The following is a 25,925-nucleotide window of genomic DNA, read 5'->3' as shown; positions in this document are numbered from 1 at the left end:
TCTCATTTACATAACCAATCATTATCGGTATCCAATATATTTAGGAATCTAAAAGAATCCCTTCAGAAAACCCTTAGATGTTTCACAGTTCCAAAAGGTTTTACTTATGGTTTTTTTTTATTTTCATACATCTAAAGATAAAAAGAATCCTTGATACGTCCGTAAAGTGTTTCAAAAGGTATACCTTTTGAAGTGGGGTGATTTCTATAAAAAACAATGTGTCAAAAAGTTCGAGATAACATTTTAAAGTACTTCAAAATTATATAGACCTTTTGAATCATTTGTGATTTTTTTAAAAACGATTTCTTTCAAGTTGATTTAATTCTCATAATTCACTTTAAATCAATATCTATATATGAATAAATTAGTAAAAATAATGGTAAAGGTAAATAAAGAAGAATATGTAGAGAAATAAAATTTCGTTTTGGGAATACTTCAAAATCTTAGATTGATAGGCATGATATGGTGAACCCATAAAAGAAAATAAAAAAACAGGTAATTGCATGTATGACGCAATTACCTGTTTTTATCACTTTTATCTACTATTTATTTTTTAAAATCTTACTAACCTCTTCAACACTTAATTCAGCAGCCTCTGCAACCTTCTCTATAGGTACACCTACTTTAATCATGTTTTGAATTAGTTGTATTTTGGTTTCTTTTGCAGCTTTTTCTTCTGCCGTTTCTATTTCAGATATTCTATCTTTTATTTCCTTTTCTCTTGCCTCATATATGCGTAAAAAATCCTTATCGCTACTTAGGCGCTCCCAATCCTCTATTGCCTTTTTCAAAACTGGATCTTTTTCCATTGCGATTCCCTCCAGGATTGTTGTTAATTTCTCATCTTCATGCGCAGGAAATAATAGTAACCAACGCGCTAAAGAATCTTCCCATGGATTCATTCGTTCCCCTTGCCATTCTTGAATTACTTTCGGAATTTCAAGAAAATGCAATTGCATATTTTCAGTAATAACACGCTTTGATTTTTTGTTCATAACTGCGCTAATATTATGAAAATCTTCTTCTTCAGGAAACAGAATAAAATCCACTATATTAATACAAATTGTTGGTCTTAATTCAGTATACTTCATTCCCTGATTCATTTGGGAATAATACATGCCCGCCCAATAATATAAAGACCGTTCTGTCATGTCTTTCTTATCGCGAACCTGTATCTCTATATTTATTTTTATACCATTATTGAGGGTAGCTCGCAAATCTAAAATAGACAATTTATCATCTTTTTGTTCTCTAGGAAGATGCGGATCATCTAAGTGCAACGAAGTTATTTCCTCACCAATAGATGATTGAAGTACTGCATTAAGAAACCCTATTAATATATCTTCGTTTCCTTCTACACCAAATAAACGTTTAAAAGCATAGTCAACTCGCAAATTCACTAGATTTTTTTTCGTATATGTATTCATATTCTCCTCTACCTTCCTGTTAGTTAATTTAAATCCTCTGTAAATATAGGCATAAGAAAAAAATAGAACTTACCATTCTATTTTTTGTACCCTACCTATTTGTAAATATATCAACTTAATTTATGAACCTTATAGGCTCTTAAATACAGGTTTAAAGCCCGCTTGCATAGCATCATCAAGCCCTTTTCCTTGCGCTGGATTCCATGCAGCAATTATCACATTATAGCCCTCTTTCTTTAATTCTGTTGCAAAAGCAATTAAAGCTGCCCTTACTTTCTCGTTCTCTACTAAATCTGCATCAAATGCTAAATATACATTCTCTACGCCCATATTCTTTAATACAGGCATAGCAATTCTCCAAGCATTTACACCAGGAATCGCAAGAACCGTTGTTCCTACCTCAGACAATTCTTCATTATTAAATCTTTCAGGGATTAAGTCAGCAATCAGATCCGCCTTCATCGGTCCCTCTGTAATCATCACTGATTTTGTTTGATGCAGCGTACCAGGATTCCAATGTTTCAAATGTGAACTTGGTACCGCTACATGTACGGGAAGTGGATTTTCACTACCTCCTGCACCAGTCCCTTGATTTTTGTTTGCTGAAGAGATCCACAAGTATTTTTGACCTTTATGTACCTTTACAACAACTTTTTCCCCGTTGATTAATAACTCTTTATTTTTTCCTATCTCTAGTTTTCCTTCATAGATACAATCACCATTCTTAGTTATCTTTACAACATTAGGTTGTCCGATTAATTCCGCTTGAACTCCAGTAGGTCCAGATTTCACATGAACTGAATTTTTCACTTCATCCACACGAACCTGCCATCCAACAATTTGATTATACTGGTTTCGAAAAGGAATCAATATGCCAGGGGAGCCTGCCATTAAACGAAGAGAAAGTTGCCCTTTCTTCATTTCATAAAAGCCTGGAACACCCTGCCAGCAATTTTTCTTCCCAATCTGTTTAAATAACTGCTCCCAAACGGTTGTATACGTATTATCATCTTCTAACACAATTTGTTGCTTTAAGAAAGAACGATATTGACGTACCTGTACTTGTTCTTCAGTCATTTTTCTATCTTGAAGTAAATGTGTATGATGTTTCTCCTCTAATGGTAAACATTCGATTAAATTACGATTAAATACATCTAATTCTTCGTTACTGCGCTTACTATGCCCCTTTACCACATCTACATCTGGTAATTGATATTGTTCCTTACCATTTAGATAATGGATATAGCTTGGATTACTTGAATTTTTACCGTATACCCATTTACTTTCTACACGGGTACATGCTACTTTCTCCTGCGAAACATGCAGCATACAGTTTCCAATCCCATTGCAAATCGGGCATGGAACACGATAAAATTCCCACCAACTACCTCTTGGATGTGCAGTCGTCAAACGAAACTGTCCTTTTTGTATGTTATAATTCATTATTTCCCACTCCTCGTATACTGTTTATTATATATGGAACTGCCACTTCCATTAAACTCTTTATACTTCTATTTAGATATTCTCTTTGCTCACCTAATGGATATACAAAAGAATGTGTATCACAAACTAAATAATCGCTTCTATGTTCTTGATCTAGCAAAGCCGATTCTACATATGCTTCAAATGCTCTAGCAAACATCTCATGATTTGTAGACCAATACTTTTTTGTTCGCTTCTTATCTAACTTAATTGCTGTATCAAAGTATACAGACCCTTTCGCTTGATAAGATATTTCATCAAATTTTTCCCCTGTTTTTTTATAATGGAAAGCAGCTAGCATTTGTGCAGTTCGCTCAAATTCCTTTTCAGTTTTACGTTCCATACGCGTTTTTGCTGCTCCAGACAAAGTATCAAGTTTCCTGTACAAACTTGCATGATGTGATTCTAAAATATTTGAAACATTGCCTTTAAATACATCATAACTATCGATAATACCACCATAGAAATACCAATTTCTACTGTAGGCATTTTCCACATTTATTACAGAATTTACGATACGGGAAAGCCCACACAGGACTTTAGTCCGTCTTTAAACGTGGGATGAAAGCATCGTTTTTGCATAGCAAAACATGGTATACTTTATTCATAGTCATGCAAAAGACTCTAAAACGACTGTTCTCTGAAAACAGAATACATATGAGGTTGGGGTAGCAAATTCTTCTACTCCGTAAAATGTATTAAGTCGTCATGCAAAAGACGTAAAAACATTTGAGAACCAACAATCTGTACGGTATGGTCACAGTACCGTAGCCCACGAACCTATATGGTCTGTTGTGGGAGTGGTGATGGCACACCGCAATCTTGCACGTCAGCGATACCAGAAATGGACTTCGCTTTTGGTAGCAAGAATCCCACTGACGTTAGTCAGCTGGCCCCTTTAGGGTGGGAATGTCAATCTGGCCACTTTTCCTTGTTTACAAGAATCTAGCACAGCTTGCATCCTTTCCTTGATAATAGCAGGCAAGATATTCCCGACACTCTTCCCACTTGATAGGAAAGCAAGGCTACCGTTTTGAAAATCATGACTACAATCATACAAGAAATGATCCAATGCATGGCCCCATTCATGACACAATGCTCCAACTCCATTATCACGAGTTAAATTAATTACTTTGGTAGAAGGTTCATAATGTGCTAATGCATTACCACTTCCTCTCGCACCAATCGCAAGTCCTAAGCGTCCCCCTAGCCCTATATATTCAGGTGGAATCCCCAATATACGAGCTAAATCATGCAACGCTTCAGACACATGCCCAATGTGCTCTTTTGCATACTGCTCGGTGCAATAGTGCCCAAATTGCATTCCCTTTAACCCAAACATAGAAACTACATCTTCAGGTTTGGCTGCAATTTCTACTTCTGGTCCTTTTCTTTGCAATGTATCAGGAAGTTTTCTAGACCAAGCAGTTGTCGATTTCTTACGAGTTGTAACCTTTTTCGCAAGCAAATCATCCCATGTTAATTCTCGTGATACACGAAGATACGTAGAATTGATACTTTTAGAATTTGTACAAAGTGATATGAATTTCTTTCCCAATATTAATAACTCCATACCATCTGCCTCAACAAACTCATCAAAATATTCTTCTACCATTCTTTTAAAAGTGTATGTAACACTTTTATCCTTTTTAAATGCAGACCAAGCATTACTCATTTCCATTCCATAAGAAACAGCGAGATCTATCCACTGTTGTGAAGTATGTACCGACTGTATATCACTCCAGATTCTTCTACATGCTTGAACATACAGTTTCCTTGCAGTCGGTGTATCTACAATTGGCTTCTTATTTATCCTGCCCACTAGTAGTTGCTTTAACTTTGCAACATGTGGCGGGATATCATTTGCTTTTTCTTGTTCAAAATCAAATGGAATCAGTGTATTTCGATCTAATGCATTTAGCGCCTCTGTCGCAGATTCTTTTTCAATTTCTGCTAAAATTTCTAAGGAAAAAGATACTAAAAATGATTCTTTTAAGGCTCGTAACTCTTTCTTAGCCCCCACTAATTTCTCACCGACATCATAACTGTATCGATTGCGAACTTGTTTATCTGTTCTCACATCTTGTACCATTACGTTTTCTCCTACCTCTAAATCAAACATTTCAAATAAATTCATACTCTAATCCTCCTCAATAAAATAAAAAGACAGAAATTCATAGTAATTTTTCACTACGGATTTCTGTCATTCCCTCTGTCTGTATACTTCCATTTGGTTCTGTGAATCACTCATTACGAAACACTCACACCTGTAAGGGAGAATAAATCCTCTTTTGTAGGATTCAGTGCTTGTAACCAACTATCTACCTGTAGGAAGTTTACTTTTTTTAATTGTTCACCTTTCTCCGCACGCTTTGTCACTTCCAAGCCTCCATGATGATGAACAAGAATTGTAAGATCATCTTTCTTGAAAATACAATCTACATCTGAAGGCTTTACATGATGGCCACGTAGAATCGGCTTCCACTTCTTAAGTGAATACCCTTCTACATCTAAAAAACCACGGATTGCAGTGAAGCGAAAACTCGTCCCTCTAAAACATCTTTCCAATAAAAAAAGGAAATCTCGTATACATCCATTAAAATGAACATGATACAAATAGATTTCCCCTGCTTGTTTTGCCTCTTGTTGCGACAAATTTGATGGTTTAATAGAAAGCTGATAACAATCTCGTTCCCAAAACGCCCCTTCTTTTGTAACTCTCATTCGTAATGCACGCAAACTCGGTATAAAGTCATCTGGATGTGCAGAACAAAATAATGATACTTCATAACTCATTTTCATAATGAAATCCCCCTAAATAATAATTTTTGCCCAATGTGATAATGGGGTTTACCAATCAAACAGACTTGAAAACAACACAAAAAGGGCTTCTTCAAGTCGATTAATAATGTGCATAGCAAAATAAGCTATATATACACTAATCGGCTCAAAGAAGCCCTTTCACAATTGAAACAAGACACAACTTGCTTCTACAACTCAACCACAACACATAAGGTGTGGGAATAAACGGAATCAATTAAACAATAACTATATTTTCATATTAATGAATTCATAGCAAAATTTCAACAATTTTATGTTTCATTAAGGTATTTCGCTCATTTCTTTTGAATTTTTTTCAAATACTGTATAATAAAAGTATCCTACACGAGATATTGAGTCGTATCTCATTCGTCATTCAAAAAAGGCCTGTATATAAAAATTGATATTATCCCCTTTAGGTAGACAGTGTTAAAAAGACCATGTATAAACATGGATGTTACACTATTACTTGGAGGGGATTTTTCATGGCAAAAAAAGGTACAACATTTAATACATACTCGGAAGAAGTAAAGTTATCAGCTGTTCAAAGTTATTTAAACGGAGAAGGAAGCTACGATATGATAACGGAGAAATATCAGATTAAAAGCTCTACACAACTTAAAAATTGGGTAAAAAAATATAAAGAATGTGGTGAAATTACAGATGCTCGTGGGAAAAATAGTGGAATGAAAGGGATACCAAACCCTTTAAAAGGCAAACGTGTTCATTTCAACACCATTGAAGAGGAACGTGACTACTATAAGGCTCAGGTTGAATATTTAAAAAAGCAGTATCCAAATCTGTAAATGGGGGCGTACCAAAATATAAAGAGAGATATCGTATCATTGAATCATTAAAGAGAAAATATCCAGTTCTATGGCTTACTAAATTTGCGGGTGTACATCGTTCAAGTTACTATAAGTGGATTCATACAAAAAGCATAAAAAACATGCGACTAGAGTCCGATCAACGATTAAAAAAGGTAATACAATCTATTCACGTAAAGCACAAGGAATATGGTTATCCACGTATGAAAATCGCTTTACAAGAAAAAGGTTATTTTATAAATCACAAAAAGGTATATCGCTTAATGAGTGAGCTCAACATTCAGTCTATTATTCGGAAGAAGCGTCGCTTCTTTAAAGGGAACTATTCCAATGTTTTTCCGAATGTTTTAAACCGTGAATTTAAAAATCGTCAACAAAATGAAGCACTTGTTACAGATATTACGTACCTACGATTCCAAGAGGGATTTCGGTATCTTTCTGTTGTCCAAGATATTTATAATAACGAAGTTGTTTCTTGGAAAATATCCAAGCGCAATGATAATGAACTTGTATTAGATACAATTGAAATGTTGGCACAAAAAAGAGATGTGCGTGGAACCATTCTCCATTCAGATCAGGGATTCCAGTACACATCTCATGCCTACAACAAACGACTTTTAGATTTAGGTATCATTGGCAGCCACTCTCGCAAAGGAAACTGCCATGATAATGCCTGTATCGAGTCATTTTTCTCCCATTTTAAATCGGAGATGTTGTATTTGAATCATTTTAAAACAGAAGAAGATTTAATACAAGCAATTGAAGAATATATTTACTTTTATAACTATAAACGGTTCCAAAAACGACTCAACCATCGAGCTCCGATAGAATATCGAATCTCGATGGCTGCTTAGTCTTTTTAATACTGTCTACTTGACAGGGATAAGACCAAAATAAGGCCTTTTTTATTTATGTAAAAAATATAAATAAAAAGAGCTCGATGTAGCTTTGAAATAAAGTCTTTCCGCAGTCAACGAAAGTACGGTCTAGATGCAGAGTACTGATAAAAAGTGAAGTAAACAACAAATTTCTAACAGAATTTGTTGTAATTTAACTTGAGTTTCATTTATGTTAAACTTTCATATTTTTTATAAATTAATTAGGATATAGTTCACTTAACATAGCATGTGGGTTCTTATTCCAAAATCTATCTAATGGGGTTCTTAACCCTTGATTAATTACCCACCTTCTACTAAATATCCTTATTAGTTCTTCATTAGTTAATTTTTCTTTTTCCTCTATCGTCCATTTCAATGCTTCTAATGCCTTCTCCCTTGTCCAAAATCCACGAGGGGCCCTATTTAATTCCCATTCTTTAAACTTCCCTGGGTACAACTCGTGTAGCATGGCATATGGACTATTTTTCCAAAATCTATCTAATGGGGTTCTTAACCCTTGATTAATTATCCATCTTCTACTATAGACCTTTATAAGCTCTTCATTTGTTAACTTTTCTTTTTCCTCTATCGTCCATTTTAATGCCCCCAGTGCCTTTTTCTTTGTCCAGTAGTTTTTAGGTGTCTTCTGGAATTCCCACTCTTTGAAACATCCAGGATATAACTCATTTATCATACTAAATGGACTATCATTCCAATATCTCGCCAATGGGGTCCTTAAGCCTATTTCTGAAAACCAAATTACACTAATTTTTTTTCTTATCTCCTCATTATTCATTTGTTTTCTTTCCTCTATCGTCCATTTCAATGCTTCCAACGCTTTTTTTCTTGTCCATAAACGACTAGGAGTTTTTTTAAAATCCCATTCCTTAAAATGGTCTGGATATAATTCATTTATCATTATGTAAGGACTATTTCCCCAAAAAATTTGGCAAGGCGAACTCAAATTATGATTAAATAACCACTGAATATTATAAACCTCCAATAATTTATTATCTGTTAACCTTTCTTTTTCTTCTATCGTCCATTTTAATGCTTCCAATGCCTTTTCCTTTGTCCAATAGTTTCTAGGTGTCATTTGAAATTCCCATTCTTTAAAACAATTCGGATAAACATCATTTATCATTGCATATGGGCTATCATGATATTTAACGCTAAGTACACCACCTAATTTATATTTAATAATTAATTGGGATTTCCAACTCTTAAGAATTGTTTTTTTATCCCTCTTTAAAACTTTTTCTATAAAATACTTAATTACACGTTTTGCTAGATTATTATCATGATCATCACTCCATGTACTTTTTGGAAATTGCTTTCTTTTACCTTCTAAAATTTCTTGATATATTTGTTCAATGCTATACATATTATTTACTCCTTTTGTTTTGCAAACAAAAAATCCATAAAATCACATACATTGTTATTAGATTCTTTAATCAGTTTCTATGATGATTTCCAAAAAGCACAAATAGAGCCTATCATCCTTATTCCTGAGGAAGAAATTTATATTATGGCGGATTCATCAGCTGTTCAACTTAATATAATGAGTCCTGCTAAACCATTAAAAGAAGAAGAGCTTCCTTTTCTATTTGATCGCTTCTATAAAGTGGATCAAACAAGGAGAAAAAAGGTACAGGTTTAGGTCTGTTTATTGCGAAAAGTCTAATCACAAAGATGGATGGTAATTTATCAGCAGAATTAATTGGTGATCAATTAAAGATGAAGTGTGAATGGAAAAAAGGAACAATAATTACCAAAAATACATTTATATAGATGTGTTTTCTCCTGGTTCTTTTTTTGTAAATTCATATAAGGCAAATGTACCTAAAATAACAAGTATGCCTTCAGGAGCATCTATTAGTATAGTTTTCCATGTGCCTGAGATTACTAGTTCATTACCTGTATAAGATGTAAAATATGCCTTAATATAACCTATAGTAAATTGCACAACACATAAACAAACATATAACCATAAGCCAAATCGAATCATTTTCTTATTTTTAAACATAAAACACCCCTTCTAATTAGATAAAAATATAAACCTTATTATCTTCATTCGAATTAAAAACCTTATATCACTATATTCGATTTTATTGTAATAAGATTCTAAGTAAAGGGAATATGCAAAAATGCATATTCCCTTTACTTAGATTATACCTTTGCTTATCTACATTATTTTAATGCAATCCATTCATAGCTTTCAAATTCTTTAGGCTTCTTATCATACTTCAAACGTCCAGTTGTGCAAAATGAAGCCATTATCCATTGAATGGGATTCATCTTTGCGTAAGGATCGATACAATCCTCTATTTTTTTCAATTGATAGCCTGTACTATTTTTCTGCCAAATTGTATATAAACGAAAATGTGTTGTCGTAACAAGCCTAGCTTTTGTTGTAACTTGCCATTTTGCAATTTTTGTTAAATCTTCTTTTACTTTTCTTTCATAATCTTGTTTTACTACTTTATAACTCTTCTCTTTATTGATTAATCCATTAGAGAATTCAAAAGGCATTTGATGAACCTCATAAACTATTCCTTCTTCCTCCCCTAAAATATTCGATTCCACTAGAAATATATTTTTTAGTTTTAACTGTTCCGTTAATTCTTTTCCGCTTCGATAAAATGGCTTTTTCATCTTCTGCAACAAGATTACCTGAACAATTAATCCAATTAGTAATGGATAAGCTAGTACAAACACCATGTTAATAAACATGTTTACAAGAAGTACTCCAACTAGTGCAAATATCGTAAAATAAATATACGTTTCTCTTTGATGAATGATTCTACTGTTCAAGCCAAGATACCTCCGTTTTGATAGATATTGAGTGCAATATAAACCATTGCCCCTAATAAGATAGAACAAGCCCCTGGAAAGCTCTGAATGAGCTGTATTTCTTTCTTAGGTAGTTTTGCACCAAATATAGAAGCGGCATGCTCTAATTGGTCTTTAATAGCTCCTTTAAACCCTAAAATATTAATTAATCGATACACACTGGCAATCCAAAAGAATAGTAAATGGAAAGCTGTTAATGTAATAGCCGTAAGCATAGCCGATTCTTCTACTAAATTGCTAACATATAAAGCTACCACCACAAGCATTTTCGTATCACCGGGTGAAGAAAATTTAAACGTCTCTAACAATAAACCACATACTAAGGCCATGACTAGTACAATCATAATCTCCTTCCCTGTTCGTATTCCAGTAAAATAGGTGATTCCTATACCCATAATTAAGAATAGTAGATGCCACATATTTTTCGTTTTTCTATATTTCAAATCAGTAAATACATTCAGGATCATATATCCTATCAGTATTCCCATTACATATATGCCCATATTTTTCTCTCCTTATTTCATTTATCATTTTAGCCAAGAAGACTCCTTCCTCAAGGAGCGTGAAGGGTCACAGCCCCAGTGAGTAGGTGGGAGATGAATTGGCTTCGAACAAGGGATGGCAGGAAGCCATCTAACATACATAAAGTGTTACTTCACTAGTTATCGAATGTACGTTTGGTGTATAATAGTCATATACCGAAATGGAGGTGAATCAAATGATGATTAATAAAGCCTTTAAGTTTCGTATCTATCCAAATCAAGCACAAGCAATTCTAATCAACAAAACGATTGGTTGTTCTCGCTTTGTATTCAATCATTTCCTTTCTCTATGGGATCACGCATACAAAGAGACAGGAAAAGGCTTGACCTATGGTACATGCTCTGCCAAACTTCCTGCCATGAAGAAAGAGTTTGTTTGGCTAAAAGAAGTGGATAGTATTGCGATTCAGTCGTCTGTTCGCAACCTTGCGGATGCTTATACACGCTTTTTCCAAAAACAAAACAGCGCCCCGCGCTTTAAATCTAAGAAGAACAACGTACAATCTTATACCACAAAACAAACAAATGAAAACATTGCTGTTGTAGGAAACAAGATAAAGTTGCCGAAACTAGGCCTTGTTCGATTTGCCAAAAGTCGCGAAGTAAAGGGACGTATTGTAAATGCTACAGTTAGACGGAACCCTTCTGGCAGATACTTTGTGTCATTGTTAGTTGAAACAGAAGTACAAGAACTTCCGAAAACACATTCTTACATCGGAATGGATGTGGGACTAAAAGATTTCGCCATTTTGTCAGATGGAACAACCTATCAAAATCCGAAGTTTTTTCGGTCATTAGAAGAGAAATTGGCGAAAGCACAGCGTGTTCTTTCTAGAAGAACGAAAGGATCTTGTCGCTGGAATAAACAGCGAGTAAAGGTAGCTAGAATTCATGAATACATGGCAAATGCTAGAAAAGATTACTTGGACAAAATCTCAACTGAAATCATTAAAAACCACGATGTTATCGGTATAGAGGATTTGCAAGTATCAAAAATGTTAAAGAATCATAAGTTAGCAAAAGCAATTAGTGAAGTATCATGGTCGCAATTTCGATCCATGTTAGAATACAAAGCAAAATGGTACGGCAAACAAGTCATTGTTGTATCGAAAACATTTGCTTCTAGCCAACTATGTTCCTGTTGTGGATACCAAAACAAAGACGTTAAAAATCTGAATCTACGTAAATGGGACTGCCCTTCTTGTCGTACACACCATGATAGGGATATTAACGCAAGTATCAATCTAAAGAATGAAGCGATAAGGCTTCTAACCGCAAGGACTGCGGGGATAGCCTAATAAATTAGAGTTCGATAGAACTCTTTACTTAGGAATCCCTCACTTCTAAACGAAGTGAAAGTGGGGGTAGTTCAAAGAAGGAGCCACATGATACGTGACTCCCCTTATATACAACTTTAAAGCTTATTTTTTATTCCATGAATCTACATCTGCATTGCTTGATGCTTTTGTGAATCGAGCTAGAATTGTGTCATATCCACCTTGGATTGCTTTCCATACAAACGGTCCAATGACTAGTACAATAATTACCGCTAACGCGATTAACATACCGTTTTCTGATGATAGCTGTGAATCCTCATTTTTTAACCAACTTTTCATTTTCGTTAACATTTCATTTTGCTCCTTTATATATCAATTTTAGGAATCTACTAAGATAAAAATTTACCTAATTTAAATTTTATTTCTTGTTCCAAGAATCTACATCTGCATTGCTTGATGCTTTTGTGAATCGTGCCAGAATCGTATCATAACCACCTTGGATTGCTTTCCATACAAATGGTCCAATGACTAGTACAATAATTACCGCTAACGCGATTAACATACCGTTTTCTGATGACAACTGTGAATCTTCGTTTTTTAACCAATTTTTCGTTTTTACTAACATTTTATTTTTGCCCCTTTATATATCGATTTTAGGAAACTACTAGGATAAGAGTTTACCTAATTAAAATTTTATTACTTGTTCCAAGAATCCACATTTGCATTGCTTGATGCTTTTGTGAATCGAGATAGAATTGTTTCATAACCACCTTGGATTGCTTTCCATACAAACGGTCCAATGACTAGTACAATAATTACCGCTAAAGCGATTAGCATACCGTTTTCTGATGATAATTGTGAGTCTTCATTTTTTAACCAATTCTTCATTTTCGCTAACATGTGTTTTGCTCCTTTACCTATTCCATTTGGGATAATGTCTTTTTATAAACTTGCAAATCCTTGTGATAAGGATTGAATAACAATGACCATCGGATAAATAACGATACAGCCAATGACTGCAACGTTAAATTTATTCATTTCCATTGGTTTATTTTGAATCAAACGGTTGTAGTTCTCATGTTTTAACTCACGCATCATTTTAATTTGTGCGTCCATAATCCGAAGACTTTGTACCTTGTCCGTTTTTTGCGCCTGTTGCAGTGCGATGGTAAAGGTATTTACTTCTGGACTATTTAAAGATGCGGCAAAGTTTCTAAACGGTTGATCTGAGCCCGCGTACATTTCTAATTCCGCTGTAAGAGTAGATACATAGGAACGAAGGTGCCTTCCTGCATATATCTCTGCTTTTTTAACTGCTTCTAGTGTTGTATGTGTTTTTAACAACTGTAGTAATGGAATTAGGTACTCTGGTAATTCAAACTTCCTTGCTTCTATTGCCTGTTTAATCTTTCTTTTTAATAGGTAATCCGGATAGAAATAAAGCAGTGGTGAAATCAGAACACCTACTTTAAATAAGTAGTAATCATGGAACACGGTACAAATTAAGAAAACAGATGTGAAAATGACAGGATACGCAACCTTCATTTTCAAATATTCTTCTGGTTTCGTATCCAAGCCAGCTTCCTCTAATTTTTTCTGAATCTGCTCTTTCTTTTCTTCTGTCAGATACTTATGTGATAACGATTGAAAAGGAGCAAGCATCATTTGATTCAAATTCTTCTTTTCAATACGCTTCGCATTTTCTACATAATGAGTAAGTACACTCTCACTGTCTTTTTTACTTTGTAGAAAGGTGGAGAATACCCAGTACATGACAACAAATATGACTAAACCTAAAAACGCAGCCATCTTATTCCCCCCTTTCTGTCGGGTTATAATTTGCAATTTTTTCTACACGTGTTGCTAGGAAAAATACAATAAACATATTTACTGTTAATGCAATTTTCCCCATCATAGAACCTGCCAAAAATCCATATGCCTCTTTTGACATCAACATAATGACAATCGGCATTGCGATGACTATTAAGCAGTTCTGAACAAAAGCACGTTGCGCTTGGGACAAACTAGAACGCAATCTTGCCAGATATAGCTTTTGTTTTTCGAAATCTTCTGCAATATCTAGCAACACTTGCACAGAATTTGCTCCACCTTCTCGGCTACATACTTCCAACATTTCGTGGAAGAATACCAATTCTCTGAAATTAAAGGTTTCATTAAACCCTTTAAATGCACGGTGCATCGTTGTTCCCCCTTCTAATAAAAGAGAAACTTTTTCTATTTCTTCTTGAATACTGTCATGCATCATCGGTTTCACCTGAAGTAACACTCGTTTTGCGTTATTACTAATTTGAAGCGCATTCGCTGTAGCCTTCATATAGATAGATAGACGGTCTATGACAACCAAGTAGTAACGTTTTTTTCTTCGATAGAGAAGAAATCTCGGAACTAAAAACCCACATAAAGCGGAAATCAGTGTAAAAGAATCTCTTCCAAAGGAAAAGTAGAATACTGCCGCAATACTCATCCCTGAAAGTACCGTATATACCCAATACATACTTTTCGTCAGTTTCCACTCGTACTTTTGGGCTTCTAGGATAACGGATTGTGGAAGATACATTCGTATTCCTTTGATATTCCGTAATTCTAAGCGTCTTTCTTCTTTCTCATTTTCTTGTACAAATTGGGAAAGGGCAGAACCCTTAGATTTTGTAAATAGTAAAACTAACAATAGTACACTCATGAATATGAGGAATATACATCCATAAGCTAACAAACTATGCATATTGCACCTCCTTATGTGTAAGGAATGGTGCATAAAGAGCTGGATTTACAGTAGAAGAACGGAATTTCTTCTCCATTTCAGCTGACATTTTTGCTGTAATGATATGATCTCCATGAATCTTTCCTACTTTCTCATTCATTTCATCATATTCCTCACCTGTCGGAATAAATTGAGAAAGCTGATTGAACTGTATATCATCTTTATAATCCAATAATTCAATCATCTCTGTAATATAGCGATTCCCATCATCTTTCTTTTCTAAAAAGACAATCACATCAAACGTCTGTGAAATTAATTCATATAAATACTTAGCGTCAATGTTCGCACCACTTTGCAGGCACATGAGCATTAAACGTCTTACTGCTTCTCTCGCACTCCTTGCATGGACTGAAGTAAAGCCAGGGTGTCCTGTTTGGAAGAAATTTAGCATTTTTAATGCTTCTTTCCCCCTTGATTCCCCTACAATTAATCTCTTTGGCCCTTGACGTAATGCATTCGTTAACAATCTATCAAAATCAATTGCATTCTCTTCTACTTCCGATGCCCTACACTGCATCGGAACAAAATGATGTTCTGGAAAGATACGATGCAAATATAATTCAGGATTATCTTCTACTACGAGAGTACGTTCTTTCTTCTTCCCTTTCGGAATATGAGAAGCAAGATATTTCATAAACTCTGACTTCCCTGTGCCTGTTGCTCCCGCCACTAAAATATTCATTTTTGCTTTCACGGCTGCGGCCAAAAAGTCCAACATCTCTCTCGATGCTTGATTTGTAGATAACATCCGCTCTTCAGAGGCTCGAAGGTAATCCGCATTCTTACGAATTGTTATCGTTGTACCCAGTCCACCAAGCTCATCTAACGCAATATTGATACGTATATACGGAAATACACAATCTACATATGGCTTTGCTGTATTTAATGATTCTGAAGTACTGTTTACCATCTTGTAGGCTAAGGCTTTCACTTCTTCTTCCGTTTCAAATCGGTAAGGAAATGTACATTCTCCCTCCCCAATTCTTTCGTAAATAATCTCTTTTGTACCATTTATATAAATATCGGTTACATCTGGATCTTTTTTCAAAGGCTCTATAATACCAAATCCAACAATATCGTCACACACCATATTCAGTAATTGTTCAGAAGGTACATCTGAAATGACGACTTGATTACTTAATAAAAAGCTTTTGATGATTTGCTCTACAGCTGCTCTCTTCTCTTTATTCATAAAAGATTCGCTTAAGATATCACGATGTTCTTTTACTAAAAATGCACGAATTTCATCGGTTATATCTTTAATTTGTTGAGCTGTAGTTGTTCCTAACCTTTTAGCCGATTTGGAACGAATCATATAACCGAAGTGATATAAATCAACTCGATTTCGCTTTAAGGCGACTTGTTTTCCCTGTAAATAGCCCCACATACTACTTGCCTCCCCTTTTAACTTCGTAAACCAAAGAAACCCTTTTTCATAGAGGATGTATGCTGGAATGGAATATCAAATCCAGCTGCTTCCATAATGTGATGGACCTTTTCATTAATTTGTGGAGAACCAAATTGCATCCCCCATTCATAACTCGTACGATCTCTATCATACGAAATTGCCACCGCAATTTTTTGAGAAGAAAGCTTTTCAATATCCTCTACATAATTCTCATCCGCCATATTTAATACATGAATCATGCGAGGTAATGTTAGCTTAGCTTCTTCTATCAGCTTTAATTCCTGCTTGATTGCTAACGCACCACGAGGGTTTCCATTTAGCACATGAACAACAAGATCTGATTGGTATAAGATTGGGTAACTCAGCACCTCGGATAATTCAGTTGGTACCGATAGAATGATGTAATCGTATTCTGTCTCTACAAGTGATTCGATAAATGTTGTTACAAACAATTCTTTGTTTTGAATCTCAGGGAATTGAGCTGGGTTATAACCTGATGGAAATACTAGAAAATCCATCTTATCGTGCAATTTTTGTATCAGCTTTGGATTCAATTTTTTCTCTAGTAAATCTTGCTTTGTGCAAATGTACTGCAAGAGATTGTATTCATTTTCTTTCCTTACAAGCTCTAATATATTTTTGCTGTCATGGCTAAGACCTGTTCCAACTGCAAAACTCGGCCTTACTTGGTCTGCTTCTACATACAGCACCTTTTTCCCTAAATGAGCTAACTCATTTGCCATCGCAATACTTAACGTGCTTTTCCCTACATTTTCGTTTGTCGCATAAAAAGCAACCATTCTGACTTGCCGCTCCATCTTAATACCCCCTTTCTTATTTGGATTCGTTCAGATACTGTGCAACATATTCTTTTACATTTTTAGAAATTGGATTGGTTGAATGTTTCTCTACATAGTCTAAAATGTTCTTCTGATCAGATATTTGCGAGAACCCTTCCGCTGGTTGTAATTCCTTCCCTGTTTGTTCTACCTTTTGTCCGACTGCAACAGGAATCACATCTCCAAGCATTTTCGCACGATTTAAGTATTGGAGTTGTTCTGGTGAAACAGCTAATGTATATAAACGAGTTACCTTCGGTTTTTGTTTCCCCTCTTGTTCCTCTTTTGATTCTTTCTTTTCTAACACGAATGCATCTTCCGTATTACTATCTTTTGCAGCCGTAACACGTACGCGTTGGAAAAGACCACCGAATACAACCTTCTCATTGTCTCCTTCTTTCACAACCTGTTTGAAATACAAGTCCACGTATGTGTTAGGAATAATACTATTCCCGGAACTTGTTTCAAGATCAACGAGTAATGGGAAGGCAACTTCTCCATTTTTTAAGTTTAATATTGCAGAGTCTGGTAACTCTTCTTTCTTTACTACTTTATTTTTGAAGAGATAGCTATTTTCTGTGATGGGTTGTCCATCATTTGTCCATTTTCCTACGACCTCTTTCTTACTCACGCGTAATGCATTGGGTGGAATGGAATCACCAGGTAATGTGCGTTCAACTAGCATATCCTCTTTAATCTCTGTATGAGCGGGTATATCCTTTGCGGCTACGACAATCTTTGTTGGTTTTACTGCATTCTCCACTGCAAAATGATTGTATCCATAGATACCAGCGACTGTTGCAGCGGCAAGACCAACCGCAGCAATCTGCTTCTTTTGAAACTTAGATGGCTTCAATGTTTGTGTTCCTCCTTATGTAGCCTTTAAACGCAAAAAAAGGACACACCTATGGCATAAAGCGCCTTAGGTGTGTCCTTTTAGCTAATCTAAAGTCTATATGAAAATGTTGGATTTGTTTTCTTTAATATTACAATTTCAATATTATGATATATACGGTTTTATGTCAATCATTTCTAAAAAATATCTGTTTTTTCTATTTCAAAGTACATTTTCTACAAAATAAAAAACCTTTAAAACGTTGTCATATCAACGTTTTAAAGCTCCCTCCCTAAAACATGAAATAAAAGTTCCTTCAGAAGATTTGAAGGAACTTTTGTTTAAATAAATTTATCAATGATTATCAATAGTTATCTCGTTGTAATAGACCTCACTAACCGAATAATGAAAAAATGATTAAACCCGCAGGACCACTTAAATTTCCTGCATTAAACTCTCCGATACGTACTGGAGCTATCGGATTCAAAATATTATAAATTTCTACCGTGTCATCTCCATTATTTGCCACATAAAGAGTGGTTCCTGTAATAGCTAAACCAGCAGGATTATCTAAATTCCCACCATTAAACTCTCCAACACGTACTGGAGCTATCGGATTCAAAACATCATAAATTTCTACCGTATTATCATCAAAATTTGTTACATAAAGAGTGGTTCCTGTAATTTCTAATCCAGCAGGACCACTTAAATTCCCTGCATTAAACTCTCCGATACGTACTGGAATTATCGGATTAGAAATATTATAAATTTCTACCGTGTTATCTCCATTATTTGCTACATAAAGAGTGGTTCCCGTAATAGCTAATTCAACAGGTGCACTTAAATTGCCACCATTAAACTCCCCTACACGCACTGGAACTGTCGGATTCAAAATATTATAAATTTATACTGTGTTATCTCCATTATTTGCTACATAAAGAGTGGTTCCTGTAATAACCACTCCTATAGGTTCACTTAAATCGCCACCATTAAACTCTCCAATACGTATTGGAGCTGTCGGATTGGAAAGATTATAAATTTCTACCGTGTCATCTCCATTATTTGTTACATAAAGAGTGGTTCCTGTAATAGCTAATCCAGCAGGATTATCTAAATTCCCACCATTAAATTCTCCAATACGTACTGGAAATATCGGATTGAAAATATCATAAATTTCTACCGTATTATCATTGAAATTTGCTACATAAAGAAATTTAAGACTCACAGTTGGTCCTGGTCCAGTTGGGCCTGTTATTCCCGTTGGACCGGTTGGGCCTGTTATTCCCGTTGCTCCCGTTGGACCGGTTGGGCCTGTTATTCCCGTTGCTCCCGTTGGGCCGGTTGGGCCTGTTATTCCCGTTACTCCCGTTGGACCGGTTGGGCCTGTTATTCCCGTTACTCCCGTTGGACCGGTTGGGCCTGTTATTCCCGTTACTCCCGTTACTCCCGTTGGACCGGTTGGGCCTGTTATTCCCGTTACTCCCGTTGGACCGGTTGGGCCCGTTACTCCCGTTGGACCGGTTGGGCCCGTTACTCCCGTTGGACCGGTTGGGCCTGTTATTCCCGTTACTCCCGTTGGGCCGGTTGGTACAGTAATTGGTGGAATCGGTGGCAATGTAGGACCTACCAAGTTAGGATCAAATAAACTTGCAGATAGATTTACATTAGATTTTAATCCGTGCCATTTATTTTTCCTCTCCATATATTTCCCCCCCTAAACATACACATCCCCCACGTAATGCAAATTTTAGACAAAGTATTATTTTCTCTACAAAGTTATGATATATAGAAGATGTACTATTCCCTTCAAAGATTTTTCACTCAAATGAATGTATATCTGATGATTTACCTGCCAAGTTAATTATTAGGAAGGCTCAATACATATTGAGTTATGAGAAGACCTTCAATGAATTCCATGTACATTTCAGCTAGTCGATATCTATCAATTAGCTCTACATTTAATTCTTTCGCATACCGTTTGGCGTTTTTCGAAAAACCACCGATTGAAACGATATATCCATATTTTTTAATATTACTTTGTACAAGCGCAATTGCTTTGTAAGACATATCACTGCACATATACTTCACTTAGCCAAGGTATAAATCACCATTTAATCGATGTTCAAAATCCACACCATAATCTCCAGATGCTGTCGTTACAACAGTTGTACCGCCGTGCTATTGTTCAATCACATCTGCAACAAATTCTTCAAATTCTAATGGTGTTTGGCGAATAAAAACAGACGGAAATGTACCCATAGATACCCGCTACCGTTATTGCTGCTAGACCTACCGCAGCAATCTGCTTCTTTTGAAACTTAGATGGCTTCAATGTTTGTGTTCCTCCTTATGTAGCCTTTAAACGCAAAAAAAGGACACACCTATGGCATAATGCGCCTTAGGTGTGTCCTTTTAGCTAATCTAAAGTCTATATGAAAATGTTGTATTTGTTTTCTTTAATATTAAAATTTCAACATTATGATATATACGGTTTTATGTCCATCATTTCTAAAAAAAAATCTATTTTTTCTATTCCAACGTACGAATCCCAAAAAACAAATAACCTTTAAAAACGTTGTCATATCAAGGTTTTCAAGCTATTAACTACCCATTAAATATGATATAATAGATGTAACGTAACTGAATATTTCAGGGTGGTCGGTTGCTATCCTTTCTCTATCTTTTTAAAGAGAAAGGAGGTGACTATATGGATATCCTTTTCGCTATAGCAATTGAAATTGTAAAAGTTATTGCTAGAGAAGTCGCTGTATTTTTTGCAAAACGAGTAGGTAAATTCCTATCTAAGTCTTGGAAACAAATACTAAAAAAGCGACGAAAAACGAAAAGAACCACCCACAATGCCTGCAAGCGTGTGAAGGGCGGTTCTAAGAAAAAATAAACTTTTTTAGCAACCAGCCACCTTGCGGTAGCAGTTACATAAGGCGAGATGTTGAAGCATCTCGTCTTTATTAGTTTATGCAAAAACTATCTTTGTAATACTTCTACACATATTATAACATCAACTATGGTCCATGTCATGTCTCTTCATCCACTATAGTGGACGAAATAAATAAAATTACTTTTAAAACGAAATCAATTTTGTTCCTGTTTCAAAATACTTTGCAGGAGCATAGCTTTTCCCATTCCGATTCTGAAATTCACTTCCAATGCACAGAGATACAATCATTGCGACAACCCCGATGAAAATTGCACGTCTCACACGTTTTTTTTTCTTTTTATCCACTTTAAATTCCCCTTTCTATGAAAAAAGGCACATCCCAATTAAGGGATGTGCCTTTGGTTAGTCCATTCAGCTACTAGTTTAAGATGGATTTCTTTTGTCGATTCATCTAATTATACTATATTTTATTTTTATTTCCCATTTTTCATGTAATACCAATCCGTCAGTTTATGAAGTAATTCTTCTTTACCTACCCAATTCCAACCTACTCCACTACCACCTGGGAATGGATCATCTGGGAAAACTCTTCTTTTAATAAAATCATCATACGCAACACCTTTAATTTCTACTTGCTCTGTTAGACATAGACTCATTTCATTAATACCTGCTGGAGCTGTTTCTACATTGAAAGTATATACCTCATCTTTCGTCTTCATTGGTGTATACCATTTTTTTTCCCCATCAATGATCTTTTCTTGTCCATCCCAATATAAAGACTTAGTTGGTCTTTTACTATCAAATACATGTCCAGTTTTCTCCGATAGATACATATTCTTTGGAGAAAAACTTGATGTAGAACCTGTATTTGTCTTAGGTTCTAAATCTTGTTTAGATTTTAATCCTTCATCTGCGAACGGATATTGTGCTGTTGCTGCTGTAAATACACCAGGGTAATTTGCATTCCATTGATTTTTATATGTTCCATTTATTTGGTATGAAAATCCATAGCCACTATGGAGCTTAGAAGGTGATAGATTATCAATACTTCCACTTAATGTTTCATAGAACATTTCTCCGACTGTATCCTCTTTTGACACACGTTCACTTACTGTTTCTACCACACCTTTTACACTAGTTACACCGCACATCCCTTTCTCATGAGATGGTGCATAGATAGCTGTTTTAATAGGATTATTTTTGTATGTGGTTTCTTCTATATCTATACGATTACCAGCAGGGTTAATTTCCGCTTGAATTGTTCCTTTCCCCTTATGTTGCCAGTCTAGGGTCAATGTTTTCTTTTCTCCCTCTGTTAATTTCACTCTTTGTGATACTACTTGTTGTCCATTATGTTTTAATACAACTACCGTTTCAGGGTTGGCATATTTCTCTTCTAATGTATCTAACTTTTTAATTTTATTCTTCTCTTTTTCTAGTTTCTGTCTTGCTTTATCTAACCTACCCGCAGCGTTGTCCAGTCTATTTTCTTCCCAAGAGCAATCCCTATCATAATAGTGATCATTACCTTCCGCATCTACTTCATGGATAGGATTACGACGGCAATAACTTAGACTAGATTGAGCGCTATCTCTATCAGATTCAGAGCTATTTACTTCCTGCTTAGATTTATTAATATTGTTGTTTACCTTCCCTCTATATTGATCACGTTCCGGCTTAAAATTATCACGTGATACATCTACTCTGGTTTTAATATTCTTTCCTTCGCTTGCTGTTTCTCCTTCAATTCGGTCAGCCGAAAAATCAATTTTATATTTATAATCTTCTTCATCACCCGGATCTGGGTTAGGTGTAACCTCTGTACCACAGTTACCATCCACATTAAAGTTTACGGTCTTCTCATTTGAATCCCTTTGAACAGCATCAGTAATCTTTAGCTTTGCAGTATAACGACCACACATTTGCGGCTGCCAGCTTACATCTTCTTTAGTAAATCGTCCTGCATCGCCTTCATTTGGTTTCTGGTTATCTTTCTGCGGATTCGAACGTAAGTAATTCTCCTGATGATGCACTGTTTCTCCATCTTTTGTAATGTCTAGCACCCATTTCACACGATTTCGTTCACCAGCAGCTGCTTGATAAGGATTTACTGTTGTCCCATTCGGATCTCTATCGTTGTATCCTTTTCCTTTACTTACATATTCGAAACCGTTAAATGTAAATTTAACAGGTACATCTTTTTTACTACTAGACGCTTTAAAATCTTTTATTTCAGGCTTACTGGTACGGACATACCACAAGTTATACTTATTCACACCTTCTACACCACCAGATCCCGCATAACCACCCGAAAGATATGCTATATCACGAATCCAATAAAAATCTCCATAAGATTCATCTGAAGATCTATTTTTAATCCTATGTGGAATAATATTTTTTAAAACAAATTCAGAGTTACCCCAATATTTAGTTGCTATTATACCGTTTGTAACTCTCTCCATTTCGGTTACCATACGATCTCCCACTGGAACTGAACTATTAATATAGCCATCATTTGAAATACGAACATAAGGTTCTGACTGTTCTTCATTTTGAATCAGGTTGTCCCTTGGATTTCCCCAATTAAAAGAACCATTATACACAGCTGGAAAATGTAAATCAGCTCTGTATAATAAATCTACTGATTTATATCCACTTCCAGGCCTAAGTAGTTTCCCACTCAATTGTAATTCGGGTGATTTTAAAGACGTAGTTTCATTCCCATCATAAAATGGTATGTCACTATTTCCTGCACTTACTACTGATGGAAACGCCAGCATCAAAGAAGTACAAGTTAACAATATTCTTTTTCTCAGTTTCATAAAACCCCTCCTTTAAACATAAAAAAGGACACACCTGTACCTTGGTAGGTACGTAAGGTGTGTCCTTTACGTAAATAAATCATCGATATTGATTAATTATTATATTGTATATTTAAATATATCAAATATAAATTTAAATTACAATAAATTTATACACGTACTTGAATGTACATCATATGGTCAGCTGTAGAATGCCCTACACGGATTTTATATTTTCCTTGTTCATAGTTATTGATTGCTTGAGCATCTACTGTTTCTTGAATTTCTTTATCTAGGACTAAATCAGAATTTAACAACGTAGTCCATTTTTTAACTAATTCAATAGTTGCTTCGTTATTATCTAGGAAGATAATTTTAAAATCATTCTCATTAATTGCATCAATGTAGATTTGTGCACCTATTGTACCTGCTGGTAGGTACATATTTTTATCAATTAGTCTAATCGTTCCATCTAAATCTGCATATTTAAGGTTAGTACCATATTTACTATTCACACTCTTAATAAGATTTTGCGCTTCTTTAGAAATAGATTTTTGAGCAATTAGGTTATTCATAGCGATTGGATTATAATTAACATCTTCTGTAGTTAAACTTTTGTCTAAATTCGTTGGTAAATTAGTTTCTGGTTTCGTTTCTGGTTTTGGATCTGGTTTTGTATCTGGCTTCACTTCTGGTTTTTCTTCTGGTTTTGTCTCAGGTTTTGGGTCTGGTTTTTCTTCTGGTTTTGTTTCAGGTTTCGGGTCTGGCTTCACTTCTGGTTTTTCTTCTGGTTTTGTTTCAGGTTTCGGGTCTGGCTTCACTTCTGGTTTTTCTTCTGGTTTTGTCTCAGGTTTTGGGTCTGGCTTCACTTCTGGTTTTTCTTCTGGTTTCGTTTCAGGTTTCGGGTCTGGCTTCACTTCTGGTTTTTCTTCTGGTTTCGTTTCAGGTTTTGTTTCTTTTTCGATTACATTAATAGAGTTATATAGGAACTGACTGTATTGTTCACGAGTTACGTGCATTTGTGGAGAATACTTATTACTTCCTGTACCAGCTGTAACACCATTTTCCTCTATTGCATTAATTGCATTATATGCCCAAGAGTTTTTATCAACGTCTGTGAATGATGTTTTTGTAGTTGCTTTAAACTTAAATGCATTTGTAAGTACCTGTGCCATTTGTTCACGAGTTAAAATATCATCCGGACCATATTTCCCTTCACCATAACCACTTACAAGACCTGCTTTAGCAAGTGCTAAGATTTCTTTTTCGAACATGTGTCCTTTAATATCAGTAAATGGATTTTTGAAACTAGCATCTGCATCCGCTGGTTTTACATATGCATAAATCATACGAGCAACTTGTCCACGAGTTACATTGTCACCAAAACCAAACTGTCCATTTCCGTATCCTGCTACTACTTTACGGTTTGCTAAATCATAGATTGCTTTCGTAGACCAGTGATTAGCTGGAACATCATTGAATTTTAATGAATCTGTATTATCAGCAGCTTTAGCAGTAAATGCTCCCGTCCCTAAAAGTGATGTTCCCATAATTGTTAGTGCTGTTGCTGTTTTTAAAAATTTGTTAGCCATTGTTTGTTCCTCCAAATATATTAGTTTTTTTATAGATTCTTTTATTGTACCTAATTTGAACATAAAATCCAGATAATTTAACATATAAATTATATGATATCGTTTTTTTATAACCGCTGTTCTATGTGGGAAATATTACCATATACAAATAGGCTTGTAAAGTATTTTTATATACTTATTTTTAAATATATTTTTCTAGCAAAAAAACTATACTTTTCAGCATAGTCTTTTATAGTAAGAATCTTATAGATTTCAATTTCATTATTTAAAATATACTTGTCCCATTCCATCCTTACTTGCCCATATCGGAGCCTTTACACCTTCTACTCCAATTAGCTTAAATATGAAGAAATGGTGTTCTGCATTCACCTTGAAAGAGAGTGGATGACCATGCTCTATGCGACCTTTCGTATACTCATACTTCCAGCCATCCATCTTTTCTTCTTTCATTCTTTTCTCTATTCCAGGGATTAAATCAACCCTTTTCCCATTGTTATCATATTGAAATCCACCCTTATTCTCTGCACTTTCTACCATATCAGAAGCAAAGTTATGTGCTTTCACCAACTGAATCCCATACAATACACCTTCAGGTAGAAGACTAATTAATAATAAAGAAAGTGTAAGGAATAGAGCTGTAGTTACTGTATTTTGCATTCTTTA

General features: G+C 35.1%; 26 protein-coding genes and 2 pseudogenes. 4 read left to right on the top strand and 24 right to left on the bottom strand.

Annotation, left to right across the window (positions count from 1 at the left end; genetic code table 11):
- Positions 1-542: 542 nt before the first annotated feature.
- From MKX77_RS28095 to MKX77_RS28075, 5 genes and pseudogenes are all read right to left on the bottom strand, one after another.
- Positions 543-1,427 (bottom strand): Rpn family recombination-promoting nuclease/putative transposase, encoded by an 885-nt coding sequence (locus MKX77_RS28095; protein ID WP_341308439.1) that lies wholly within the window; start codon positions 1,425-1,427, stop codon positions 543-545.
- A 129-nt stretch (positions 1,428-1,556) separates the two neighbouring features.
- Complete coding sequence (locus MKX77_RS28090) at positions 1,557-2,870, bottom strand: DUF3854 domain-containing protein (protein ID WP_341308438.1); 1,314 nt, start codon at positions 2,868-2,870, stop codon at positions 1,557-1,559.
- A pseudogene (locus tag MKX77_RS28085) lies at positions 2,860-3,414 on the bottom strand (LPD1 domain-containing protein); the annotation flags it as partial. The gene MKX77_RS28090 and the pseudogene MKX77_RS28085, both read right to left, overlap by 11 nt.
- Positions 3,415-3,825: 411 nt before the next feature.
- Positions 3,826-5,046, bottom strand: a pseudogene (locus tag MKX77_RS28080) (LPD1 domain-containing protein); the annotation flags it as partial.
- A 113-nt stretch (positions 5,047-5,159) separates the two neighbouring features.
- Positions 5,160-5,711 (bottom strand): hypothetical protein, encoded by a 552-nt coding sequence (locus MKX77_RS28075; protein WP_341308437.1) that lies wholly within the window; start codon positions 5,709-5,711, stop codon positions 5,160-5,162.
- Between the two features lie 503 nt (positions 5,712-6,214).
- Here MKX77_RS28075 and MKX77_RS28070 point away from each other — a divergent pair.
- Positions 6,215-7,410 (top strand): IS3 family transposase gene (locus MKX77_RS28070; protein ID WP_341306816.1). Its coding sequence is split into 2 segments (ribosomal slippage): positions 6,215-6,521 and positions 6,521-7,410, totalling 1,197 coding nucleotides; the frame shifts between segments, so codons are not numbered across the junction.
- 241 nt (positions 7,411-7,651) lie between these two features.
- Here the strand turns inward: MKX77_RS28070 and MKX77_RS28065 are convergent.
- Complete coding sequence (locus tag MKX77_RS28065) at positions 7,652-8,818, bottom strand: DUF4046 domain-containing protein (RefSeq protein ID WP_341308436.1); 1,167 nt, start codon at positions 8,816-8,818, stop codon at positions 7,652-7,654.
- Positions 8,819-8,962: 144 nt separating this feature from the next.
- Here MKX77_RS28065 and MKX77_RS28060 point away from each other — a divergent pair, with 144 nt between their 5' ends.
- Positions 8,963-9,094: a hypothetical protein gene (locus tag MKX77_RS28060; RefSeq protein ID WP_286676723.1), complete on the top strand. Its 132-nt coding sequence runs from the start codon at positions 8,963-8,965 to the stop codon at positions 9,092-9,094.
- A gap of 123 nt (positions 9,095-9,217) precedes the next feature.
- Here MKX77_RS28060 and MKX77_RS28055 read toward each other — a convergent pair whose 3' ends face one another.
- The 3 genes from MKX77_RS28055 to MKX77_RS28045 form a co-directional block, all read right to left on the bottom strand.
- Positions 9,218-9,460 carry a DUF3937 family protein gene (locus MKX77_RS28055; RefSeq protein WP_341308435.1) on the bottom strand — a complete coding sequence of 81 codons (243 nt, stop codon included), beginning with the start codon at positions 9,458-9,460 and terminating at the stop codon, positions 9,218-9,220.
- A gap of 164 nt (positions 9,461-9,624) precedes the next feature.
- Positions 9,625-10,248, bottom strand: a complete 624-nt coding sequence (locus tag MKX77_RS28050) for a hypothetical protein (RefSeq protein WP_341308434.1) — start codon at positions 10,246-10,248, stop codon at positions 9,625-9,627.
- Positions 10,245-10,790 carry a hypothetical protein gene (locus MKX77_RS28045; protein WP_341308433.1) on the bottom strand — a complete coding sequence of 182 codons (546 nt, stop codon included), beginning with the start codon at positions 10,788-10,790 and terminating at the stop codon, positions 10,245-10,247. The genes MKX77_RS28050 and MKX77_RS28045 overlap by 4 nt, the downstream gene beginning before the upstream one ends.
- 215 nt (positions 10,791-11,005) lie before the next feature.
- On the opposite strand from MKX77_RS28045, the gene tnpB reads away from it, so the two are divergent.
- Positions 11,006-12,127 carry an IS200/IS605 family element RNA-guided endonuclease TnpB gene (gene tnpB, locus MKX77_RS28040; protein WP_341308432.1) on the top strand — a complete coding sequence of 374 codons (1,122 nt, stop codon included), beginning with the start codon at positions 11,006-11,008 and terminating at the stop codon, positions 12,125-12,127.
- A 123-nt stretch (positions 12,128-12,250) separates the two neighbouring features.
- On the opposite strand, the gene MKX77_RS28035 is transcribed toward tnpB, so the two are convergent.
- The 11 genes from MKX77_RS28035 to MKX77_RS30780 form a co-directional block, all read right to left on the bottom strand.
- A complete protein-coding gene (locus MKX77_RS28035; protein WP_002069495.1) occupies positions 12,251-12,457 on the bottom strand; it encodes a hypothetical protein in 207 nt (68 codons plus the stop codon).
- 67 nt (positions 12,458-12,524) lie between these two features.
- The gene (locus tag MKX77_RS28030; RefSeq protein WP_002069494.1) at positions 12,525-12,731 is read right to left on the bottom strand and encodes a hypothetical protein; all 207 of its coding nucleotides are present in this window, start codon (positions 12,729-12,731) and stop codon (positions 12,525-12,527) included.
- A gap of 71 nt (positions 12,732-12,802) precedes the next feature.
- Positions 12,803-13,006 carry a hypothetical protein gene (locus tag MKX77_RS28025; protein WP_002069492.1) on the bottom strand — a complete coding sequence of 68 codons (204 nt, stop codon included), beginning with the start codon at positions 13,004-13,006 and terminating at the stop codon, positions 12,803-12,805.
- A 42-nt stretch (positions 13,007-13,048) separates the two neighbouring features.
- On the bottom strand, positions 13,049-13,915 hold the full coding sequence (locus MKX77_RS28020) for a hypothetical protein (RefSeq protein ID WP_002169998.1): 867 nt from the start codon (positions 13,913-13,915) through the stop codon (positions 13,049-13,051).
- Between the two features lies 1 nt (position 13,916).
- Complete coding sequence (locus tag MKX77_RS28015) at positions 13,917-14,849, bottom strand: hypothetical protein (RefSeq protein ID WP_341308431.1); 933 nt, start codon at positions 14,847-14,849, stop codon at positions 13,917-13,919.
- Entirely contained in the window at positions 14,842-16,275 is a 1,434-nt protein-coding gene (locus tag MKX77_RS28010; RefSeq protein ID WP_341308430.1) for a CpaF family protein, read from the bottom strand. The genes MKX77_RS28015 and MKX77_RS28010 overlap by 8 nt, the downstream gene beginning before the upstream one ends.
- Before the next feature lie 17 nt (positions 16,276-16,292).
- On the bottom strand, positions 16,293-17,114 hold the full coding sequence (locus tag MKX77_RS28005) for an AAA family ATPase (RefSeq protein ID WP_341308429.1): 822 nt from the start codon (positions 17,112-17,114) through the stop codon (positions 16,293-16,295).
- 16 nt (positions 17,115-17,130) lie between these two features.
- Positions 17,131-17,991, bottom strand: coding sequence for a Flp pilus assembly protein CpaB (gene cpaB / locus MKX77_RS28000; RefSeq protein WP_341308428.1), 861 nt, complete (start codon positions 17,989-17,991; stop codon positions 17,131-17,133).
- A 373-nt stretch (positions 17,992-18,364) separates the two neighbouring features.
- The gene (locus MKX77_RS27995) at positions 18,365-18,862 is read right to left on the bottom strand and encodes an LVIVD repeat-containing protein (protein WP_341308427.1); all 498 of its coding nucleotides are present in this window, start codon (positions 18,860-18,862) and stop codon (positions 18,365-18,367) included.
- Positions 18,863-18,874: 12 nt separating this feature from the next.
- Positions 18,875-19,672 (bottom strand): exosporium leader peptide-containing protein, encoded by a 798-nt coding sequence (locus MKX77_RS27990; protein ID WP_341308426.1) that lies wholly within the window; start codon positions 19,670-19,672, stop codon positions 18,875-18,877.
- Between the two features lie 155 nt (positions 19,673-19,827).
- Positions 19,828-20,049, bottom strand: coding sequence for a restriction endonuclease (locus MKX77_RS30780; RefSeq protein ID WP_445819128.1), 222 nt, complete (start codon positions 20,047-20,049; stop codon positions 19,828-19,830).
- 628 nt (positions 20,050-20,677) lie between these two features.
- Between MKX77_RS30780 and MKX77_RS27980 the strand changes: the two genes are divergently transcribed.
- Positions 20,678-20,869, top strand: a complete 192-nt coding sequence (locus MKX77_RS27980) for a hypothetical protein (RefSeq protein ID WP_341308425.1) — start codon at positions 20,678-20,680, stop codon at positions 20,867-20,869.
- Between the two features lie 183 nt (positions 20,870-21,052).
- On the opposite strand, the gene MKX77_RS27975 is transcribed toward MKX77_RS27980, so the two are convergent.
- The 4 genes from MKX77_RS27975 to MKX77_RS27960 all read right to left on the bottom strand — a co-directional run bounded on the left by MKX77_RS27975 (position 21,053) and on the right by MKX77_RS27960 (position 25,919).
- Positions 21,053-21,214, bottom strand: a complete 162-nt coding sequence (locus tag MKX77_RS27975; protein WP_341308424.1) for a hypothetical protein — start codon at positions 21,212-21,214, stop codon at positions 21,053-21,055.
- Positions 21,215-21,342: 128 nt separating this feature from the next.
- Positions 21,343-23,691 (bottom strand): hypothetical protein, encoded by a 2,349-nt coding sequence (locus MKX77_RS27970; RefSeq protein WP_341308423.1) that lies wholly within the window; start codon positions 23,689-23,691, stop codon positions 21,343-21,345.
- A 149-nt stretch (positions 23,692-23,840) separates the two neighbouring features.
- Positions 23,841-25,262, bottom strand: a complete 1,422-nt coding sequence (locus MKX77_RS27965; RefSeq protein ID WP_341308422.1) for an S-layer homology domain-containing protein — start codon at positions 25,260-25,262, stop codon at positions 23,841-23,843.
- A 261-nt stretch (positions 25,263-25,523) separates the two neighbouring features.
- On the bottom strand, positions 25,524-25,919 hold the full coding sequence (locus tag MKX77_RS27960) for a DUF4320 family protein (protein WP_341308421.1): 396 nt from the start codon (positions 25,917-25,919) through the stop codon (positions 25,524-25,526).
- Positions 25,920-25,925: the final 6 nt, after the last annotated feature.

This window comes from Bacillus sp. FSL R9-9410 (assembly GCF_038050385.1).
GTDB lineage: Bacteria > Bacillota > Bacilli > Bacillales > Bacillaceae_G > Bacillus_A > Bacillus_A cereus_U.
The sequence above is the reverse complement of the archived record's forward strand: the minus strand, read 5'-3'. Positions and strand labels throughout refer to the sequence as shown.

What these genes read in the sequence shown, in the direction of transcription:
- MKX77_RS28095 (WP_341308439.1), bottom strand. Translation starts at nt 1,427, where the DNA reads ATGAATACATATACGAAAAAAAATCTAGTGAATTTGCGAGTTGACTAT.
- MKX77_RS28090 (WP_341308438.1), bottom strand. Translation starts at nt 2,870, where the DNA reads ATGAATTATAACATACAAAAAGGACAGTTTCGTTTGACGACTGCACAT.
- MKX77_RS28075 (WP_341308437.1), bottom strand. Translation starts at nt 5,711, where the DNA reads ATGAAAATGAGTTATGAAGTATCATTATTTTGTTCTGCACATCCAGAT.
- MKX77_RS28065 (WP_341308436.1), bottom strand. Translation starts at nt 8,818, where the DNA reads ATGTATAGCATTGAACAAATATATCAAGAAATTTTAGAAGGTAAAAGA.
- MKX77_RS28060 (WP_286676723.1), top strand. Translation starts at nt 8,963, where the DNA reads ATGGCGGATTCATCAGCTGTTCAACTTAATATAATGAGTCCTGCTAAA.
- MKX77_RS28055 (WP_341308435.1), bottom strand. Translation starts at nt 9,460, where the DNA reads ATGTTTAAAAATAAGAAAATGATTCGATTTGGCTTATGGTTATATGTT.
- MKX77_RS28045 (WP_341308433.1), bottom strand. Translation starts at nt 10,790, where the DNA reads ATGGGCATATATGTAATGGGAATACTGATAGGATATATGATCCTGAAT.
- tnpB (WP_341308432.1), top strand. Translation starts at nt 11,006, where the DNA reads ATGATGATTAATAAAGCCTTTAAGTTTCGTATCTATCCAAATCAAGCA.
- MKX77_RS28035 (WP_002069495.1), bottom strand. Translation starts at nt 12,457, where the DNA reads ATGTTAACGAAAATGAAAAGTTGGTTAAAAAATGAGGATTCACAGCTA.
- MKX77_RS28030 (WP_002069494.1), bottom strand. Translation starts at nt 12,731, where the DNA reads ATGTTAGTAAAAACGAAAAATTGGTTAAAAAACGAAGATTCACAGTTG.
- MKX77_RS28025 (WP_002069492.1), bottom strand. Translation starts at nt 13,006, where the DNA reads ATGTTAGCGAAAATGAAGAATTGGTTAAAAAATGAAGACTCACAATTA.
- MKX77_RS28020 (WP_002169998.1), bottom strand. Translation starts at nt 13,915, where the DNA reads ATGGCTGCGTTTTTAGGTTTAGTCATATTTGTTGTCATGTACTGGGTA.
- MKX77_RS28015 (WP_341308431.1), bottom strand. Translation starts at nt 14,849, where the DNA reads ATGCATAGTTTGTTAGCTTATGGATGTATATTCCTCATATTCATGAGT.
- MKX77_RS28010 (WP_341308430.1), bottom strand. Translation starts at nt 16,275, where the DNA reads ATGTGGGGCTATTTACAGGGAAAACAAGTCGCCTTAAAGCGAAATCGA.
- MKX77_RS28005 (WP_341308429.1), bottom strand. Translation starts at nt 17,114, where the DNA reads ATGGAGCGGCAAGTCAGAATGGTTGCTTTTTATGCGACAAACGAAAAT.
- MKX77_RS27990 (WP_341308426.1), bottom strand. Translation starts at nt 19,672, where the DNA reads ATGGAGAGGAAAAATAAATGGCACGGATTAAAATCTAATGTAAATCTA.
- MKX77_RS30780 (WP_445819128.1), bottom strand. Translation starts at nt 20,049, where the DNA reads ATGTGCAGTGATATGTCTTACAAAGCAATTGCGCTTGTACAAAGTAAT.
- MKX77_RS27980 (WP_341308425.1), top strand. Translation starts at nt 20,678, where the DNA reads ATGGATATCCTTTTCGCTATAGCAATTGAAATTGTAAAAGTTATTGCT.
- MKX77_RS27970 (WP_341308423.1), bottom strand. Translation starts at nt 23,691, where the DNA reads ATGAAACTGAGAAAAAGAATATTGTTAACTTGTACTTCTTTGATGCTG.
- MKX77_RS27965 (WP_341308422.1), bottom strand. Translation starts at nt 25,262, where the DNA reads ATGGCTAACAAATTTTTAAAAACAGCAACAGCACTAACAATTATGGGA.
- MKX77_RS27960 (WP_341308421.1), bottom strand. Translation starts at nt 25,919, where the DNA reads ATGCAAAATACAGTAACTACAGCTCTATTCCTTACACTTTCTTTATTA.